A 17,367-nucleotide genomic window follows, 5' to 3' on the forward strand; every position below is an offset into this window, starting at 1 on the left:
GAATCTTTACATTTCGCCGCTCACGGCAGCTGCTACGCTTCTGAGCGGAATTTTGCATCCATCCAGGTGGCTATTTGTAAAGTGAGCTGTTAGAAAAGCAGAAGGTATATAACATGAGTGCAACAATGGCGATTCTTACGATAGGGGTTGTACCCGTCAGGGAAGTTTTGCCGCTTTTGACCGAGCACATCAGGGAAGATCAAATCACCCACATTAGCCTGTTAGGTAATATGAGCCGTGCCGCTGTCATGGAAGAGTATGCACCAGAACCCGGAGAAGAACGTTTACTGGTGTTGTTAAGCGATAACCAGTTTATTGAAGTTTCCCGCCCGAAGGTTGAGCTGAGCCTGCAGTCCGTTATTGAGGTGCTGGATAACCAGTCCTACGATGTCATTTTGCTGTTGAATACGTTTAAGCTTCGCAGTATGGTCGCGCGCAACGCCATGCTGCTTGAGCCTCAGCGTATTATTCCGCCGCTGGTCGCCTCTATCGTTGAGGGACATCAGGTCGGGGTGCTGGTGCCTGTTGAAGGCATTCTCAACGCCCAGCAGGAGAAGTGGCAGATGCTTCCTAATTCACCGTATTACGCGCTGGCAAACCCGATGCGCGATACCGATCAGCATCTGATCTCCGCCGGCAGTTCGCTGCTGGAGCAGGGGGCCGATGTGCTGGTGCTGGATTCACTCAGCTACCATCAGCGCCATCGTGACCTGTTACAAAAAGCGCTGGATGTGCCTGTTTTATTATCGAATGTGCTGGTCGCCAGACTGGCAGCAGAATTATTGTGTTAACGAGAGAATTTCGCGTGACAGGTTTCTGTTCGCCCCCCTATATTGGTCTTTTTACGACACGAGAATAAGGGCCTGTTTATGCTTCAAAGCAACGAATACTTCGACGGAAAAGTGAAATCCATTGGTTTTTCCAGCAGCAGCACCGGGCGTGCTAGCGTGGGCGTGATGGCGGAAGGCGAATACACCTTCGGTACCGCACAGCCGGAAGAAATGACCGTGGTCAGCGGCGCGCTGAACGTGCTGTTACCGGGTGAAACCGAATGGAAAGTGTACGCCGCCGGGGAAGTGTTCAACGTGCCGGGCAACAGCGAGTTTAACCTGCAGGTTGCCGAGCCTACCTCTTATCTGTGCCGCTATCTGTAACGTGTGCCCTTCCTGCTGCGGCAGGAAGGGATACCGCCTGGATTAACGCTGCGCTTCGCCGCCTAATCCTTCCACCAGGCTTTTAATCAACGCCGCCAGCTCGCCGGTCATCAGAATGAAATCGGCATCGAAACGCTGAGCGTAATCTTCCCGGTCGATATCTTCGTTCTGATCGCGCAGTTCATCGCAGAACTTCAGACGCTTGATGGAACCGTCGTCGCACATCACGAACTGAATACGCTGCTGCCAGTCGAGCGCCAGCTTGGTCACCAGCTTGCCGGCTTCGATATGCACGGCAATTTCGTCGCAGACCAGATCCTGTTTTTTCGCGCGGATCACGCCGCCGTCTTCGAGGATCGCTTTTAATTCTGCTTCATCGAGGATCTGGAAGCTTTGCGCGGCCGAACCGGAGCGCACCCATTCGGTCAGCGTCAGCTCGATCGGGTTTTCCAGCGTCAGCTGGACCACCGGCAGTGAACCGAGGCTTTTACGCAGCAGCGCGAGCGTATCTTCCGCTTTTTTGGCGCTGGCGCAGTCGACCATAATCAGGTCATTGACGGTGTCGATCCACATCATCGTCTGGCTGAAGCGGCTGAAGGCGCGCGGCAGCAGGGAGTGCAGAACTTCATCCTTCAGGGAATCCTTTTCCGTTTTTTTCAGCTTACGGCCCTGATCGGCTTCCAGCTTCTGGATTTTCGCTTCCAGCGCCTGTTTAATCACCGGAGAGGGCAGGATCTTCTCTTCTTTACGCGCGCAGATGATGATCTGGCCATTGGCTGTGTGCGTTAGCGCATCGCTGTGTGAACCCATCGGCGGTACCCAACCGGTTTTCGCCATGTCCTGGCTGCCGCACGGGGTGAAGGTCATCTCAGCGAGCTGTTTTTCCATCTCTTCCGCACGCAGTGAGATGTCGCGGCTGAGACGATAAACCATTAAATTTTTGAACCACAGCATGATAATTTCCACGGTGTTATCGTTAAATCAGCGTGCAATCATAACGAATTGTCTCTGGCCTTGCATTGTTTTAAACAGGAGTGATGAATGCGAATTGGTATCGATCTGGGTGGAACGAAAACGGAAGTTATCGCGCTGAGCGAGCGTGGAGAGCAGCGCTATCGTCACCGTCTGCCGACGCCGCGTGACTACCAGCAAACCATTGAGAACATTGCGCATCTGGTTGCTCTTGCTGAGGAGGCGACCGGGCAAACCGGGACGGTCGGCGTGGGTATTCCCGGCTCCATTTCACCCTATACGGGCGTGGTAAAAAACGCCAATTCCACCTGGCTTAACGGTCAGCCGTTTGATAAAGATTTGAGCCAGCGCCTGAACCGTGAGGTGCGGCTGGCGAACGATGCCAATTGTCTGGCGGTTTCTGAGGCGGTGGACGGCGCGGCTGCGGGGGCGCAGACGGTGTTTGCGGTCATTATTGGCACCGGCTGCGGCGCAGGGGTGGCGATGGGGGGACGTGCACACATCGGCGGTAACGGGACCGCGGGCGAATGGGGGCACAACCCGCTGCCGTGGATGGACGAAGACGAGCTGCACTATCGCGCGGAGGTACCGTGCTATTGCGGTAAGCAGGGCTGTATTGAGACGTTTATCTCTGGTACGGGTTTTGCGACCGACTACCAGCGGTTGAGTGGCAACCCATTGAAAGGCGGCGAAATTATGCGGCTGGTCGATGAGGGTGATGCGCTGGCGGAGCTGGCTTTAAGTCGCTACGAGCAACGGCTAGCTAAATCGCTGGCCCACGTGGTGAATATTCTCGACCCGGACGTGATTGTGCTGGGTGGCGGGATGAGTAACGTTGAGCGGCTTTACCAGACGGTGCCCGAATTGGTGAAAGAGTGGGTATTTGGCGGGGAGTGTGAAACGCCGATTCGCAAGGCGTTACATGGAGACTCCAGCGGGGTGCGTGGGGCGGCGTGGCTGTGGCCGGCGTGAGTTGGTATTTTCTGTAGGCCGGATAAGGCGTAGCCGCCATCCGGCAATGTGCACCGGAATGCCCGATGGCGCTACGCTTATCGGGCCTGCATTAGGTGGAGGGTTTACTCAACCGCAAACGCTTTATCCAATCGGCTATATCCCAATTCGTTGATTTTTTTCACCTTAATCTGCACCGGAATGCGCTCTTTCATCGCTTCAACGTGGCTGATGACGCCGATGATTTTGCCGCTGGCGTTGAGCGCATCCAGCGCGTCGAGGGCGGTGTCGAGGGTCTCGCTGTCCAGCGTCCCGAAGCCTTCATCGAGGAACAGCGAATCGATGCGGGTTTTATGGCTGACCAGATCCGAGAGCGCCAGCGCCAGCGCCAGGCTGACGAGGAAGCTTTCGCCGCCAGACAACGTGCGGGTATCGCGCACCGCGTCCGCTTGCCAGGTATCAACCACTTCCAGCTCCAGCGCATCGCTGGCTTTTCGCTGCAGCAGATAGCGGCCGTGCAGGCGGCTGAGCTGCTCATTGGCGAGCCACACCAGATTATCCAGGGTCAGCCCCTGGGCGAATTTACGGAACTTGTCACCCTCTTTGGAGCCGATGAGCGTATTCAGATGCGCCCAGTCTTCCAGTTCAGCGTTGGCTTTCTCGATTTCGGCCAGCAGCGACTGCTGCTGCTGGCGGTTAACTTCGTCCTGCTTGAGCTGCTGGCGCAGTTCACCCTGATGTTCGCTGTTTTCCCGCAGCTGCCGCGCCAGTTGCTCAAGCTGCGTCTGTACGTCGGCAAGCGTTAGCGTCGTCGGCAGCGTCTCCGGACGCAGAGTCAGATGGTGTTGCAGAGCCTCCTGCACCTGAGCGGCGAGCGTCTGTCGTTGCTGATGCTGGGTTTCCAGCGTCTGTTTAAGCTGTTCCAGCCGCAGGCGCTCGTCGGCGTCCAGCAGCGCATCGAGAAATGCCTGGCGATCGGTGAAGTGCGATGCGGCGAGCTGCTGTTCAAAGGCCCGTTCGGCCTCCTGCAGGCGCTGGCTTTCCCGCGTTTCCTGCTGCTGGAGCGTGAGCCACTGACTTTCCAGCGACACGCAGTCATGATGCACCTGCTGCCAGCCATCAAGCGGTGTTTGCTGCCCATCGTCGGCGTTTTGGGCGGGCGGCAGCGTTTCCAGCAGCGGCTGGATCTGCGCCAGCCGCTGTTGGGTTTCCTGGCTCTGCGCCTGCTGTTGCTGCCACTGGGCGACTTCTGCTTCACGGGCTGCCAGCCAGCCGTTCTCTTCATCCACGTCTGGTCGCGCCAGATCGAAAGCGGCCAGCGCCTGGGTGAGCGCTGCGGCCCGCTGTTCTTGCTCCTCGCGCAGCTGTGTTTGTTGCTGGTCTAATTCGCGAATTTGCTGCTCTAGCGTCAGACGTTGGCTGTGCAGATAGCGCTGCTGTTCGGCGTCGTCCTGCGCCGCCAGCCAGCCGCTGATATCGTCGCTGGGCTGCAGGTTGATACGCAGGCGTTGCTGGGTTTCCTGCCATTGTGATGTAAGTACTTGCTCCTGCTGAGAAAGGGAGATTAACTCCTCATCATCCTTTTGCTGCTGCTTTTGCAGCGTCTCCTGCTGCCCGCGCAGCGCGGCACCGTCTTCAGCCAGCCGGGAGACCTCTTTTTCCAGCGCATCGCGGCGTGCGCGGTTAGCATCGGGCGTCAACGCCTGGTATTCGGCTAGCGCCGGATGGTGAGTCGAACCGCACAGCGGGCACGGCGCATCCGGCTGCAGACGCGCGCGTTCGGCTTCCAGCTTGACGATGGTTGCTTCCAGATCGCAGATTGCTTTTACGTCGGCAAGTTGCTGTTTTTTCTCTTTATACGCCTGACGTCGCTGGGTGAGCGCGGCGGTAATGTTTGTCAACTGCTGCTGGCTCTGCTCCCGGGCATCCGTTAACTGCCTGCGGCGGGCCTGCAGCGGAATAAACCGCGCGTGCAGGGCGCTGAGCTGCTGGCGCAACGGGCGTGCGGCCGCGTGTTCGGCGATTTGCGCGGCCACCTCTTCCTGGCTGAGCGTGAGGCTGGAAGGTGGCAACTGGGCCAACTGTGTTTCCAGCGCTTGCCGACGCTGCGCCAGTGCTTTCCGCTGTTCGCGTTCCCGCGCCTGCAGGGCGAATGCCCCGCGCCAGCCGGTCAGTTCGCCCTGCCAACGCTGAATAGAGGCATGTGCCTGTAGCCACTGCTGCTGCTGCTGAGAGGCCTGCGTCAGCGCGGCGCTCTGGCGTTCAGCACCGTGGCGAATACGATCGCGCAGGGTGCGGGTATCCTGTAAGCGAGTATTTACTTCCAGTACCTGGGCGCGGGTTCGGGCTACTGTGGCCGCCTGCTCCTGGACCTGCGTCCAGCGCGGGCGCAGCGCTTCAGCGGGTTGTGCGCGGCTGAGCGCGGCAAGCTGTGGTTGTGCGGCGGTCAGCGCCTGCTGAGCTTCGTTAAGCGCAAGCTGGGTTTTCTGCGCATCTTGCTCAAGTTCACCATGCCGCGCCAGCCACTGCTGATGCTGTACGGCGGTTGCCTGCTGCTGTTGCCACTGCTGTTCATCGCAAGTAAGCGCCTGCAAACGTTGTTCCAGCGCGTGCCGCTGCTCCTCGGCCAGCAGGACGACGCCGCTGGCCTGCGCCTGGCGTTTGTCGAGCTCGTTGCGCGCCTGTTTGTGTTTTTCAAACACCTGCGCGGAAATCTGGCCGTAAATCTCGGTACCGGTCAGCTCCTCCAGCAGCTCGGCACGCTCTTTCGGTTTGGCGTTGAGAAAAGCGGCAAATTGCCCCTGAGACAGCAGCATCGAGCGGGTAAAGCGCCCGTAGTCCAGCCCGCTCAGCGACGCGGTCATTTCGAGCTTATCTTTGACCTTATCAGCCAGAATCTGTCCGTCGGCGCAGCGCGCCAGCTCCACGCGCGGGGCCTGTAAATTGCCGTCCGGCTGATTGCGCGCGCGGTTTTGACTCCAGAAGGCGCGATAGGCTACGCCCTGGACTTCAAACTCCACTTCCGCCAGACATTCGGCGGTATCGCGGGTCATCAGATCGTTTTGCGACTGTGAGACGGTATTCAGGCGCGGCGTCTCGTGATACAGCGCCAGGCAGATAGCGTCGAGTAGGGTGGTTTTGCCAGCGCCGGTCGGGCCGGTAATGGCGAACAGACCGTTGCTGGCAAACGGTTCTTTGGTAAAGTCGATTTTCCACTCGCCCTTGAGCGAGTTAAGGTTTTTCAGGCGCAGGCTGAGAATTTTCATGGCTGTTGCTCCTCGCCAAGGCTTTGCAGCGTTTCGTTAAACAGCGTTTGCAGGCGCTGCTGCTGCGCGTCCTCCAGCGTTTCCAGCGCCAGGCGGCGATGGAAGACTTCGTCAATGCTCAGCTCGCTCAGCGTTTCGCGCGTCTGGCTTTCCAGAATGCGCTGGCGCTGCTCGTGACTGCGGCGCACCAGCAGCACCTCAACCGGCAGGTCATCGGCGATGGCTTGAATTTTGCGTTGAATATCGTGCAGATACTCATCGCTGGTGATTTCAATATCGAGCCACGTGGTGGGCTCCGACGGCGCGTCGCGCCAGGCGGCCAGCTGGTCGCTGATTTGGTTGAAGTCCCCCTTAATGACCGACAGCGCCTGGGTGACCGGCACGGTGAGCGGCGTGACGTCGCTAAGGCTGCCGTCGGCAAACGTGACCAGATTGACGCTTTTGGTCTTGCCGGTTTCGTCAAAGCTCAAGGGGAGGGGCGAACCGCTGTAGCGAATGTGCTCGCTGCCGCCGATTTTTTGCGCCCGGTGAATGTGCCCCAGCGCGATGTAATCGGCCGGAGGGAAGTTTTGCGCCGGAAAAGCGTCCAGCGTGCCAATATAGATATCGCGTACCGCGTCGCTCTTACTCGCCCCGACGGTAGTCAGGTGGCCGCTGGCGATAATCGGCAGCGGGCGGTCGCCGCGCAGCGCGCAGGCCTGCTGGTACTGCTGCTGGTAGTATTCAGTAATGCTTTCAAGCACCTGACGCACTTTTTCGTTGCCCGATAGCCCGGCCTGGCTGGTGATGATGTCACGTGGGCGCAGGAACGGTACCGGGCAGAATACCGCGCCGGGCGTGCCGTCGCGCTGGTTTAAAATAAACGGCACATGCCCGGCGCTGGCAATGACCGTGGTATTGAGGAAGGACAAAATATCGCGCGATTCGTTGAGCGTGGCCACCGAGTCATGATTGCCGGCCAGCACCACCAGATGGCAGCCGGTTTGCTGCAGATTTACCACGAAGCGGTTATACAGCTCGCGGGCGTAGCTCGGCGGCGAACCGGTATCGAAGATATCGCCAGCGACGATAATCGCATCTACGCGTTCCGCCTCGGCGGTGGTCAACAGCCAGTGCAGAAAGGCGTCGTGCTCGGCCGCGCGGCTCTTGCTGTAGAAGTTCTGGCCAAGGTGCCAGTCCGAGGTATGGATAATGCGCATAGCGATTCCGTGAGAAGTGACGTAAAGTTGATTATAAACATTCACCTACGCTGGGGTCGATGCGCGCGTTGTGGCCGTGTCATAAACGGTTAAGCGCGATCATCGAACGGTCATGTTTATCATAAAACTGTCATAAATCTGACGCATAATGACGTCGTATATAATACTGATGTCTAAAAACAGGGCAAATAATGGCAAGACGTATTCTGGTCGTTGAAGATGAAGCGCCAATTCGCGAGATGGTCTGTTTCGTGCTGGAACAAAACGGTTTTCAGCCGGTAGAAGCCGAAGATTACGATAGCGCAGTCAGCAAACTGAATGAACCCTGGCCAGATCTTATCCTGCTCGATTGGATGTTACCGGGCGGTTCGGGACTGCAATTTATCAAGCATATCAAACGCGAAGCGTTAACGCGTGACATTCCGGTGGTGATGCTCACCGCCCGCGGTGAAGAGGAAGATCGGGTACGCGGTCTGGAAACGGGCGCCGACGATTATATCACCAAACCGTTCTCGCCGAAGGAGCTGGTGGCGCGTATTAAAGCGGTGATGCGGCGTATTTCGCCGATGGCCGTGGAAGAGGTGATCGAGATGCAGGGCCTGAGCCTGGATCCGACCTCTCACCGGGTGATGACCGGCGAAAGCCCACTGGATATGGGCCCCACCGAATTTAAGCTGCTGCATTTCTTTATGACTCACCCCGAGCGCGTCTACAGCCGCGAACAACTGCTGAACCACGTGTGGGGAACCAACGTGTACGTTGAAGATCGTACCGTTGATGTGCATATTCGCCGCCTGCGCAAGGCGCTTGAACACAGCGGTCATGACCGCATGGTGCAAACCGTTCGCGGCACGGGCTACCGTTTTTCCGCCCGTTTCTAATTTTTGACAGGAGTGTGACGCGTGCTGGAACGGCTGTCATGGAAAAGGCTGGCCCTGGAGCTGCTGTTGTGCTGTCTCCCGGCCGTGATACTGGGACTGATTTTTGGTTATCTGCCGTGGTTTTTGCTGGCGGCAGTGACCGGGCTGCTGGTGTGGCATTTCTGGAATTTACTGCGCCTTTCCTGGTGGCTGTGGGTCGATAGAAGTATGACCCCGCCGCCGGGGCGCGGCAGTTGGGAACCGCTGTTGTATGGACTGAACCAGATGCAGCTGCGTAATAAAAAGCGCCGCCGCGAGCTGGGAAATTTGATCAAACGTTTCCGCAGCGGCGCCGAGTCGCTGCCGGATGCGGTGGTGTTAACCACCGAAGAGGGAGCCATTTTCTGGTGTAATGGCCTTGCCCAGCAGCTGCTGGGTCTTCGCTGGCCCGATGATAGCGGGCAAAACATCCTCAACCTGCTGCGCTACCCCGAATTTACCCAACACCTCAAAAAACGCGAGTTCCTTAAGCCGCTGCACCTGGTGCTGAATAACGGGCGTCATCTGGAAATCCGCGTGATGCCGTATACCGATCGCCAGCTGCTGATGGTGGCGCGCGACGTCACTCAGATGCATCAGCTGGAAGGGGCGCGGCGTAATTTCTTTGCCAACGTCAGCCATGAGCTACGCACGCCGCTCACCGTACTGCAAGGCTATCTGGAAATGATGCAGGAGCAGGTGCTGGAAGGTAACGTGCGCGAGAAAGCGTTGCACACTATGCGCGAGCAGACCCAGCGTATGGAGGGGCTGGTGCGCCAGCTGTTGACGCTGTCGAAGATTGAGGCCTCGCCGACGCTGGCGCTGAACGAAAAAATCGACGTGCCAATGATGCTGAGAGTGGTGGAGCGCGAGGCGCAAACGCTCAGCCAGCATAAGCATTCTTTCCATTTTGAGATTGATGAGACGCTGAAGGTGCTGGGCAACGAAGAGCAGCTGCGTAGCGCTATGTCGAACCTGGTCTATAACGCCGTTAACCATACGCCCGAAGGCACGCTGATTACGGTACGCTGGCAGCACGCGCCGCACGGCGCGCTGTTTAGCGTCGAGGATAACGGGCCGGGCATTGCACCGGAACACCTGCCGAGGCTCACCGAGCGCTTTTATCGCGTGGATAAGGCGCGTTCACGGCAGACCGGCGGTAGCGGGCTGGGGCTGGCTATCGTCAAACATGCGGTCAGTCATCACGATAGCCGGCTGGAGATCGCCAGCGAAATGGGGAAAGGGTCGCGATTTAGTTTTCTACTGCCGGAACGTTTAATTGCCAAAAATAACGGCTAATCGCCCGCCTGTCAGCATAGCTTTCCACAGACCAGCTTCGGCTGGTCTGTTTGCTTTGCAGTCAACAATTCGCTGGACGATTAACGAACGTCTGGTTGTTTTTTGTTCGCATGATTAGCCGGATGTTTTTCTTAATACCAGTTAATCAATCTGGTTATTGATTGAGTATCAATATAATCATCTGGTTTTGCGATCCCGTGTTGCTTTAAAACGTTATAAGCGTTTAAATTGGCCCCCATACGGTCCCTAACGGACTGTGTATTCGCGGTAAATCAAAAAACTATTCTTCTCTACGCCGCGAAGGGAGCATATCCCGCTGAGTTTATCGCCGGTTTCCTCTGTATCATTCCGCAGGTTCCGGTGAGACAAATTTTGTTTTACAACACCACATCCACAGGCAGTAGTTACATATGACCCATCAATTAAAATCGCGTGACATCATCGCTCTGGGCTTTATGACCTTTGCGTTGTTTGTTGGCGCAGGTAACATCATTTTCCCTCCTATGGTTGGCCTGCAGGCCGGTCCTCACGTTTGGGTCGCCGCGATTGGCTTCCTGATTACTGCCGTTGGTCTTCCGGTGCTGACCGTGGTCGCGCTGGCGAAAGTGGGCGGCGGCGTTGATAGCCTGAGTACGCCAATCGGCAAGGTTGCAGGCGTTCTGCTGGCAACGGTTTGTTATCTGGCGGTGGGCCCGCTGTTTGCGACGCCGCGTACCGCGACCGTCTCCTTTGAAGTGGGTATTGCGCCGTTAACCGGCAGCGGCGAACTGCCTCTGTTTATCTACAGCGTTATCTATTTTGCGCTGGTGATTCTGGTGTCGCTGTATCCGGGCAAGCTGCTGGATACCGTCGGCAACTTCCTGGCTCCGCTGAAAATTGTTGCGCTGATTGTGCTCGCCGTTGCGGCGATTATCTGGCCTGCTGGCCCGATCAGCCACGCGCTGGAAGCCTATGAAACAGCACCGTTCTCAAACGGCTTTGTGAACGGCTACCTGACCATGGATACGCTGGGCGCGATGGTGTTTGGTATCGTGATTGTTAATGCGGCGCGTTCTCGCGGCGTTACGGAAGCGCGTCTGCTGACCCGCTACACCATCTGGGCTGGCCTGATGGCGGGCGTCGGCCTGACGCTGCTGTATCTGGCGCTGTTCCGTCTGGGCTCCGACAGCGCGACGCTGGTCGATCAAAATGCCAACGGTGCGGCAATTCTGCATGCCTACGTACAGCACACCTTTGGTGGCGCGGGGAGCTTCCTGCTGGCGGCGCTGATCTTCATCGCCTGTCTGGTGACGGCGGTTGGCCTGACCTGTGCCTGCGCTGAGTTCTTTGCGCAGTACCTGCCGTTCTCGTATCGTACGCTGGTGTTTATTCTTGGCCTGTTCTCGATGGCCGTATCGAACCTGGGCCTGAGCCACCTGATTCAGATCTCTATTCCGGTACTGACGGCTATCTATCCGCCGTGTATCGCACTTGTCGTGCTCAGCTTTACCCGCAATTGGTGGCATAATTCGGGCCGCGTTATTGCACCCCCGATGTTTATCAGCCTTGTTTTTGGTATCCTTGACGGTATTAAAGCTTCTGCGTTTGCAGACGTACTGCCAGGATGGACTGCCCGTCTGCCGCTGGCAGAGCAGGGTCTGGCTTGGCTGATGCCGACGGTTGTCATGGCGGTTCTGGCTATTGTCTGGGACCGTACGGCGGGTCGTCAGGTGACATCAAGCGCGCACTAACCCGCGTCGCAAAGGCGGTGTCTTAACCACGGAACGTGATGTTCCGTGGTTTTTTATTTTGGGTACTTTCACCTAAGTCGTTCGTGCTGCGGCATGCCGCCAGCGCGGAGATGATGGGTATGACATGGCACTGGAAACGATGGAAAACAACAAGCTGAAGCGCGGGCTAAGCACCCGTCACATTCGCTTTATGGCCCTCGGATCGGCAATTGGTACGGGGCTGTTTTATGGCTCCGCCGACGCCATCAAGATGGCCGGGCCAAGCGTTCTGCTGGCCTATATTATCGGCGGCGTTGCTGCTTATATTATTATGCGTGCGCTGGGCGAGATGTCGGTGCATAACCCCGCCGCCAGCTCGTTCTCTCGCTACGCGCAGGAAAACCTCGGGCCGCTGGCGGGCTATATCACCGGCTGGACCTACTGCTTTGAGATCCTGATTGTCGCCATTGCCGACGTGACCGCGTTCGGCATCTATATGGGCGTCTGGTTCCCGGCGGTGCCGCACTGGATATGGGTACTCAGCGTGGTGCTGATTATCTGCGCCATCAACCTGATGAGCGTGAAGGTGTTCGGCGAGCTGGAGTTCTGGTTCTCTTTCTTCAAAGTGGCCACCATTATCATCATGATCGTGGCGGGCTTCGGTATCATCATCTGGGGTATCGGCAACGGCGGGCAGCCCACGGGGATTCATAACCTGTGGAGCAACGGCGGCTTCTTTAGCAACGGCTGGCTCGGCATGGTGATGTCGCTACAAATGGTGATGTTTGCCTACGGCGGTATTGAAATCATCGGTATCACCGCCGGTGAAGCAAAAGACCCGGAAAAATCCATCCCGCGGGCGATCAACTCCGTGCCGATGCGTATTCTGGTGTTCTACGTGGGCACGCTGTTTGTGATTATGTCTATTTACCCGTGGAACCAGGTGGGCACCGACGGTAGTCCGTTCGTACTGACCTTCCAGCATATGGGCATCACCTTTGCGGCCAGCATCCTCAACTTTGTGGTACTGACGGCGTCGCTGTCGGCGATTAACTCTGATGTGTTCGGCGTCGGCCGTATGCTGCACGGCATGGCCGAGCAGGGCAGCGCACCGAAGGTGTTTGCGAAAACCTCGCGCCGCGGCATTCCATGGGTCACGGTAATGGTGATGACTATCGCGCTGCTGTTCGCGGTGTATCTGAACTACATCATGCCGGAGAACGTCTTCCTGGTCATTGCCTCACTGGCCACCTTCGCCACCGTTTGGGTGTGGATTATGATCCTGCTGTCGCAGGTGGCGTTCCGTCGCCGTCTGTCGGCTGACGAAGTGAAGGCGCTGAAGTTCAAAGTGCCTGGCGGCGTGACGACCACCGTTATCGGGCTGGTATTCCTGGTGTTCATCATCGGCCTGATTGGCTACCATCCGGATACCCGCATCTCGCTGTACGTCGGGTTTGCATGGATTCTGCTGCTGCTGGTGGGATGGGTGTTTAAAACTCGCCGCCGTCGCTAATCGTTAAGATAGCGTTGATAAACCCGGCCTCGCGCCGGGTTTTTTATGGCCCAAATCTGCGCCCCCGTCCTCCTCCCTATAAAAAAGTTTAAAAGATGAGTAGGGTAAAATAGCCCTATGGCAAGGTGTGCTCATTTTGATGATGGGGGAAAAATGATGTTGAACGCCTGGCACCTTCCGGTTGCGCCCTTTATAAAACGCCAGCAGGATAAATTGATTATTAAGCTGTGGCTGCGCGGCGATAACCTGCCGCAGCGGGTAACTCTGCGCTCGGAGGTGGATAATGAAGAGATGGCGGTGCCGATGCGCCGCAGTAGCCAAGCGCCCGCGCCGGATGTGGTGCAGTGGCGGGCGGAAATCAAGCTGCATGAAGGCCAGCCGCGTCGCCGCTACGGTTTTAAACTGCTGTGGGATGATCGTCAGCTGTGGTTTGCGCCTAAGGGGTTCAGCGCTATTCCGCCGGCGAAGCTGGAGCTGTTTGCCTATGACTGCCCGGATGAAGGGCCGCAGTGGGTGACGGATCAGATCTTTTACCAGATTTTCCCCGACCGTTTTGCCCGTGGCGCGGCGCGCGGTGCGCAGCAGGATAAGGTCTACCATCATCACGCCGCTGGACACGATATTATCCTGCACGACTGGGACCAACCGCTGACCGCAGAGGCGGGTGGCTCAACCTTTTACGGCGGCGATCTCAATGGCATTTGTGAAAAACTGCCGTACCTGAAAGCGCTGGGCGTAACCGCGCTGTATCTGAATCCTGTATTTACCGCACCGAGCGTGCATAAATACGATACGCAAGATTATCGCGAAGTTGACCCGCAGTTTGGCGGTAACGACGCGCTGCTGCGCCTGCGTCATGCTACACAGCGTGCGGGGATGCGGCTGATTCTCGACGGCGTATTTAACCACAGCGGCGATACGCACGCCTGGTTTGACCGCCATCAGTGCGGTGACCACGGCGCCTGCCACCATGCCACGTCGCCGTGGCGCGATCGCTACAGCTTCTCCGCCGACGGTAGGGCGCTGGACTGGCTGGGCTACGCCAGCCTGCCGAAGCTGGACTATCGGTCATCGTCGCTGCAAGCGGATATCTACGGCGATGAGGACAGTATCGTGCGCCACTGGCTGAAAGCGCCGTGGAATATGGACGGCTGGCGGCTCGACGTGGTGCATATGCTTGGCGAGGCGGGCGGGGCGAAAAACAACCTTCAGCACGTGGCCGCCATTACGCAGGCTGCGAAAGCGGCGCGTCCGGATGCGTTTGTCTTTGGCGAGCACTTTGGCGACGCGCGGCAGTGGTTACAGCAGGATGCGGAAGATGCGGCGATGAACTATCGCGGCTTCACTTTTCCGCTGTGGGGCTTCCTTGCGAACACCGATATCTCCTACGATCCGCAGAACATCGATGCTCAAACCTGCATGGCGTGGATGGAGGATTACCGCGCCGGGCTGTCGCATCAGCAGCAGTTGCGCATGTTTAACCAGCTTGATAGCCACGATACCGCGCGCTTTAAGTCGCTGCTGGGCCGCGATGTGGCGCGCCTACCGCTGGCGGTGGTCTGGCTGTTCAGCTGGCCCGGCGTGCCGTGCATCTACTATGGTGATGAGGTTGGGCTCGATGGCGATAACGATCCGATGTGCCGTAAGCCGTTCCCGTGGAATGAACACCAGCAGGACGGCGCGCTGCTGGCGCTGTATCAGCGGCTGGCGGCGTTGCGCAAGGCGACTCCGGCATTGCGCTGCGGCGCGTGTCAGGTGCTGTATGCCGAAGGCGATGTGGTCATTTTCCTGCGCGTCCTTGGTGCAGAACGCGTGCTGGTGGCGATTAACCGCGGCGATGCGGCAGAGGTCACGCTGGCGGATTCACCGCTGCTCGCCGTGAGCGGCTGGCAACGGCGGGAAGGGGAAGGCCAGCTTGCTGAACGCACGCTGACCCTGGCGGCAATCTCCGCAACGGTGTGGACCACTCACTGATAGAGGTGCGCAATTTCAGCGCTGGCGAGCAGGGTTTCCCGCCACCAGCGCTGTGCTAGCCCATCGCTGCCGTTGCGCCAGGCAATGTAGGCAACATCTTTCTGACGAAATGAGATGACCGTTTTTTCCACCAGTTCGCCGCTCGCCAGCCATGGGCTGACAATGTGGCGCGGCAGAAAACCGCAGCCGAGCCCGGCGAGCAACAGCTTCACTTTACTGTGAAAATCATCAACGCGAATCTGCGGCTGTTCATCCATCAGGTTGGTTTGCAGCGGGTGGCAATGGCGGGCGCTGTCGCTTATCACCACCGCCCGATGCAGGCACAGCTGTTCGTTGGATAAGCCTTCCTGAGCGTCAGCCAGCGGGTGATTGGGCGAGACGACAAAAACATTGTCCAGCGTCCCCAGCATGCGGTACGACCAGGCGGCGGAAGTGGGCGGCTCGTTGATGGCGCCGAGAATAATATCGGCACCGTTGTGTGTTAGCTCTTCCCAGGAACCGGCGAGCGTATGGTGGGTGAAGTTAAGGCGCGTTTGCTTGTTCAGCCCGTAGAATGCCTCGATGTGCGGCAGCAGCGCCGAAAAGGGAAACGACTCATCCAGGGCGATCGCCAGCTCTTTTTCCCAGCCGGAGCTGAGCTGTTGCGCCTGTTTTTCCAAATCCTTTGCCGCGTTCAGCAGCAGACGGCCTTTCTCCAGCATCATGCGTCCGGTATCGGTGAATTTGGCCCGGTGTCCGGAGCGATCGAGCAGTTCAATGCTCAGATCGCTTTCCAGCTTCTGGATCATGTAGCTCAGCGCGGCTGGGGTCTTGAACAGTGATTCGGCGGCGGCGGCGAAAGTACCGTATTTGTCGAGAGCGTCGAGGATCAGCAAAACATCCAGATTTATGCGCATGAGCTTAAAATATCCTTAAAAATTAATTAGTCAGTTTTAACGAATAGGCCGAAATAATGCCAGTGAATAAATTAGATATAACATTCGCATTTTTTTGATGTAGATGTTGATGTTCCACAATTAGAAAATAATTCCGTCACAGGATGGTAAATTTTCTTTAATAACTCGTTAGAAATTTCCCGCTATACTCAACAAGCTTTCTGATTCAGGATCCGCCTGCTCACGGCAGTTACAGCTCATTGCCACTAACCAATTGATTAGGAAGGTATGTTATGTCTATTCGGGAACTGATTAATCCAACCAACTCTACGCTTATCTTTATTGACCATCAGCCGCAAATGTCTTTTGGCGTGGCAAATATCGATCGTCAGACGCTGAAAAATAACACCGTAGCGCTAGCGAAGGCTGGGAAAATATTCAATGTTCCAGTGATTTACACTTCTGTTGAAACCAAAAGTTTTAGTGGCTATATCTGGCCGGAATTACTTGCCGTTCACCCGGACGTTAAGCCTATCGAACGCACCTCGATGAACTCCTGGGAAGATGCGGCTTTTGTGAAAGCAGTGGAAGCGACCGGGCGTAAAAAACTGATTATTTCCGCGCTGTGGACCGAAGTATGCCTGACCTTCCCGGCACTGATGGCGCTGGAAGCAGGATATGAAGTGTACGTTGTCACCGATACCTCTGGCGGGACCTCGGTGGATGCGCATGAACGCTCTATCGACCGTATGGTGCAGGCTGGCGCCGTGCCGGTAACCTGGCAGCAGGTGCTGCTGGAGTACCAGCGCGACTGGTCGCGTAAAGAGACCTACGACGCGGTGATGGATCTGGTGCGCGAGCACAGCGGTGCCTATGGCATGGGTGTGGACTACGCTTACACCATGGTGCATGGCGCTCCTGAGCGCAAAGCCTAAGGTGAGGATACCGGCGGGGGTGACCCCGCCGAATTGCAAGCGCAAGGAACCTATCGTCATGACGCAAAAGCACGTCACTCTGGTCATCACCCACGCCATTCGTCCTGAACACGTCGCGCAGTATGAAGCCTGGCTCGGCGAAATTATGCCGGTTGCGGCGAACTATCCCGGCCATCTGGGGGCAAACGTGATCCGCCCGGTTGACGGACAGACGGCGTGGAACATCATTATTCGTTTCGATACTCTCGAACATCTTTACGCCTGGACTCAGTCCGACGTGCGTCGCAAGCTGGTCGATGACATTTCTCCACTGCTGGCGGAAGGGGATCGCACCGAAGTGCGTACCGAAGCCGCATTCTGGTTTACGCCGCCGACAGCGCGCGTCCGCCAGCCTAAGCGTTGGAAACAGTTCCTGATAACCCTGCTGGTGATTTTCCCGAGCACTAACCTGGTGCCCGCGATAACGGGCGCGCTTCTGCCGTCGCTCAAAGGAACCCTGCTGCTGCATTTTATCAATGATGCCTGTGTGGTCGCGCTGGTGGTCTGGCTCTGGATGCCCATCGTGACCCGCCTGTTTGCCGGCTGGCTGAAAAAAGCCTGATCCGGCGCAAGGAGAACGCT

The 17,367-nt window shown here is 57.3% G+C and carries 14 protein-coding genes; 10 read left to right on the forward strand and 4 right to left on the reverse strand.

The window, feature by feature from the left end; all coding sequences use genetic code 11:
- The first annotated feature begins 113 nt into the window (after nucleotides 1-113).
- Together H7R58_RS05410 and ppnP are read left to right on the forward strand one after the other, a co-directional pair.
- On the forward strand, nucleotides 114-791 hold the full coding sequence (locus H7R58_RS05410; protein ID WP_106928082.1) for an AroM family protein: 678 nt from the start codon (nucleotides 114-116) through the stop codon (nucleotides 789-791).
- 78 nt (nucleotides 792-869) lie between these two features.
- Nucleotides 870-1,154 carry a pyrimidine/purine nucleoside phosphorylase gene (gene ppnP / locus H7R58_RS05415; RefSeq protein WP_106928080.1) on the forward strand — a complete coding sequence of 95 codons (285 nt, stop codon included), beginning with the start codon at nucleotides 870-872 and terminating at the stop codon, nucleotides 1,152-1,154.
- 42 nt (nucleotides 1,155-1,196) lie between these two features.
- On the opposite strand, the gene rdgC is transcribed toward ppnP, so the two are convergent.
- Complete coding sequence (gene rdgC, locus H7R58_RS05420; protein ID WP_182934668.1) at nucleotides 1,197-2,108, reverse strand: recombination-associated protein RdgC; 912 nt, start codon at nucleotides 2,106-2,108, stop codon at nucleotides 1,197-1,199.
- Between the two features lie 87 nt (nucleotides 2,109-2,195).
- Between rdgC and mak the strand changes: the two genes are divergently transcribed.
- Nucleotides 2,196-3,098, forward strand: a complete 903-nt coding sequence (gene mak / locus H7R58_RS05425) for a fructokinase (RefSeq protein ID WP_106928076.1) — start codon at nucleotides 2,196-2,198, stop codon at nucleotides 3,096-3,098.
- Nucleotides 3,099-3,202: 104 nt separating this feature from the next.
- Here mak and sbcC read toward each other — a convergent pair whose 3' ends face one another.
- Together sbcC and sbcD are read right to left on the reverse strand one after the other, a co-directional pair.
- Nucleotides 3,203-6,343 (reverse strand): exonuclease subunit SbcC, encoded by a 3,141-nt coding sequence (gene sbcC / locus H7R58_RS05430; RefSeq protein ID WP_182929403.1) that lies wholly within the window; start codon nucleotides 6,341-6,343, stop codon nucleotides 3,203-3,205.
- Entirely contained in the window at nucleotides 6,340-7,542 is a 1,203-nt protein-coding gene (gene sbcD / locus H7R58_RS05435; protein ID WP_182929402.1) for an exonuclease subunit SbcD, read from the reverse strand. The genes sbcC and sbcD overlap by 4 nt, the downstream gene beginning before the upstream one ends.
- A 191-nt stretch (nucleotides 7,543-7,733) precedes the next feature.
- On the opposite strand from sbcD, the gene phoB reads away from it, so the two are divergent.
- The 5 genes from phoB (at nucleotide 7,734) to malZ (ending at nucleotide 14,936) form a co-directional block, all read left to right on the forward strand.
- Complete coding sequence (gene phoB, locus H7R58_RS05440) at nucleotides 7,734-8,423, forward strand: phosphate response regulator transcription factor PhoB (protein WP_182929401.1); 690 nt, start codon at nucleotides 7,734-7,736, stop codon at nucleotides 8,421-8,423.
- A gap of 21 nt (nucleotides 8,424-8,444) precedes the next feature.
- Complete coding sequence (phoR, locus tag H7R58_RS05445; RefSeq protein WP_106928068.1) at nucleotides 8,445-9,740, forward strand: phosphate regulon sensor histidine kinase PhoR; 1,296 nt, start codon at nucleotides 8,445-8,447, stop codon at nucleotides 9,738-9,740.
- 410 nt (nucleotides 9,741-10,150) lie between these two features.
- Complete coding sequence (gene brnQ, locus H7R58_RS05450; RefSeq protein WP_106928066.1) at nucleotides 10,151-11,470, forward strand: branched-chain amino acid transporter carrier protein BrnQ; 1,320 nt, start codon at nucleotides 10,151-10,153, stop codon at nucleotides 11,468-11,470.
- A gap of 139 nt (nucleotides 11,471-11,609) precedes the next feature.
- Nucleotides 11,610-12,962, forward strand: a complete 1,353-nt coding sequence (gene proY / locus H7R58_RS05455; RefSeq protein WP_106928197.1) for a proline-specific permease ProY — start codon at nucleotides 11,610-11,612, stop codon at nucleotides 12,960-12,962.
- A 156-nt stretch (nucleotides 12,963-13,118) separates the two neighbouring features.
- Nucleotides 13,119-14,936: a maltodextrin glucosidase gene (malZ, locus tag H7R58_RS05460; RefSeq protein ID WP_182934790.1), complete on the forward strand. Its 1,818-nt coding sequence runs from the start codon at nucleotides 13,119-13,121 to the stop codon at nucleotides 14,934-14,936.
- Here the strand turns inward: malZ and H7R58_RS05465 are convergent.
- Complete coding sequence (locus tag H7R58_RS05465; RefSeq protein WP_106928064.1) at nucleotides 14,930-15,832, reverse strand: LysR family transcriptional regulator; 903 nt, start codon at nucleotides 15,830-15,832, stop codon at nucleotides 14,930-14,932. The two genes, malZ and H7R58_RS05465, sit on opposite strands and share 7 nt — an antisense overlap.
- 272 nt (nucleotides 15,833-16,104) lie before the next feature.
- Here H7R58_RS05465 and H7R58_RS05470 point away from each other — a divergent pair, with 272 nt between their 5' ends.
- On the forward strand, nucleotides 16,105-16,746 hold the full coding sequence (locus tag H7R58_RS05470; RefSeq protein WP_106928062.1) for a hydrolase: 642 nt from the start codon (nucleotides 16,105-16,107) through the stop codon (nucleotides 16,744-16,746).
- A gap of 58 nt (nucleotides 16,747-16,804) precedes the next feature.
- Entirely contained in the window at nucleotides 16,805-17,347 is a 543-nt protein-coding gene (locus H7R58_RS05475) for an antibiotic biosynthesis monooxygenase (protein WP_182929400.1), read from the forward strand.
- The last annotated feature ends 20 nt before the right edge of the window (nucleotides 17,348-17,367 follow it).

It is taken from the genome of Klebsiella sp. WP4-W18-ESBL-05, assembly GCF_014169075.1.
Lineage (GTDB): Bacteria > Pseudomonadota > Gammaproteobacteria > Enterobacterales > Enterobacteriaceae > Kluyvera > Kluyvera ascorbata_B.

Excerpts from the sequence above, each read along its gene's own strand:
- ppnP (WP_106928080.1), top strand. The coding sequence starts at position 870 with ATGCTTCAAAGCAACGAATACTTCGACGGAAAAGTGAAATCCATTGGT.
- H7R58_RS05470 (WP_106928062.1), top strand. The coding sequence starts at position 16,105 with ATGTCTATTCGGGAACTGATTAATCCAACCAACTCTACGCTTATCTTT.
- H7R58_RS05465 (WP_106928064.1), bottom strand. The coding sequence starts at position 15,832 with ATGCGCATAAATCTGGATGTTTTGCTGATCCTCGACGCTCTCGACAAA.
- brnQ (WP_106928066.1), top strand. The coding sequence starts at position 10,151 with ATGACCCATCAATTAAAATCGCGTGACATCATCGCTCTGGGCTTTATG.
- mak (WP_106928076.1), top strand. The coding sequence starts at position 2,196 with ATGCGAATTGGTATCGATCTGGGTGGAACGAAAACGGAAGTTATCGCG.
- sbcD (WP_182929402.1), bottom strand. The coding sequence starts at position 7,542 with ATGCGCATTATCCATACCTCGGACTGGCACCTTGGCCAGAACTTCTAC.
- H7R58_RS05410 (WP_106928082.1), top strand. The coding sequence starts at position 114 with ATGAGTGCAACAATGGCGATTCTTACGATAGGGGTTGTACCCGTCAGG.
- rdgC (WP_182934668.1), bottom strand. The coding sequence starts at position 2,108 with ATGCTGTGGTTCAAAAATTTAATGGTTTATCGTCTCAGCCGCGACATC.
- sbcC (WP_182929403.1), bottom strand. The coding sequence starts at position 6,343 with ATGAAAATTCTCAGCCTGCGCCTGAAAAACCTTAACTCGCTCAAGGGC.
- malZ (WP_182934790.1), top strand. The coding sequence starts at position 13,119 with ATGTTGAACGCCTGGCACCTTCCGGTTGCGCCCTTTATAAAACGCCAG.
- proY (WP_106928197.1), top strand. The coding sequence starts at position 11,610 with ATGGAAAACAACAAGCTGAAGCGCGGGCTAAGCACCCGTCACATTCGC.
- phoB (WP_182929401.1), top strand. The coding sequence starts at position 7,734 with ATGGCAAGACGTATTCTGGTCGTTGAAGATGAAGCGCCAATTCGCGAG.
- H7R58_RS05475 (WP_182929400.1), top strand. The coding sequence starts at position 16,805 with ATGACGCAAAAGCACGTCACTCTGGTCATCACCCACGCCATTCGTCCT.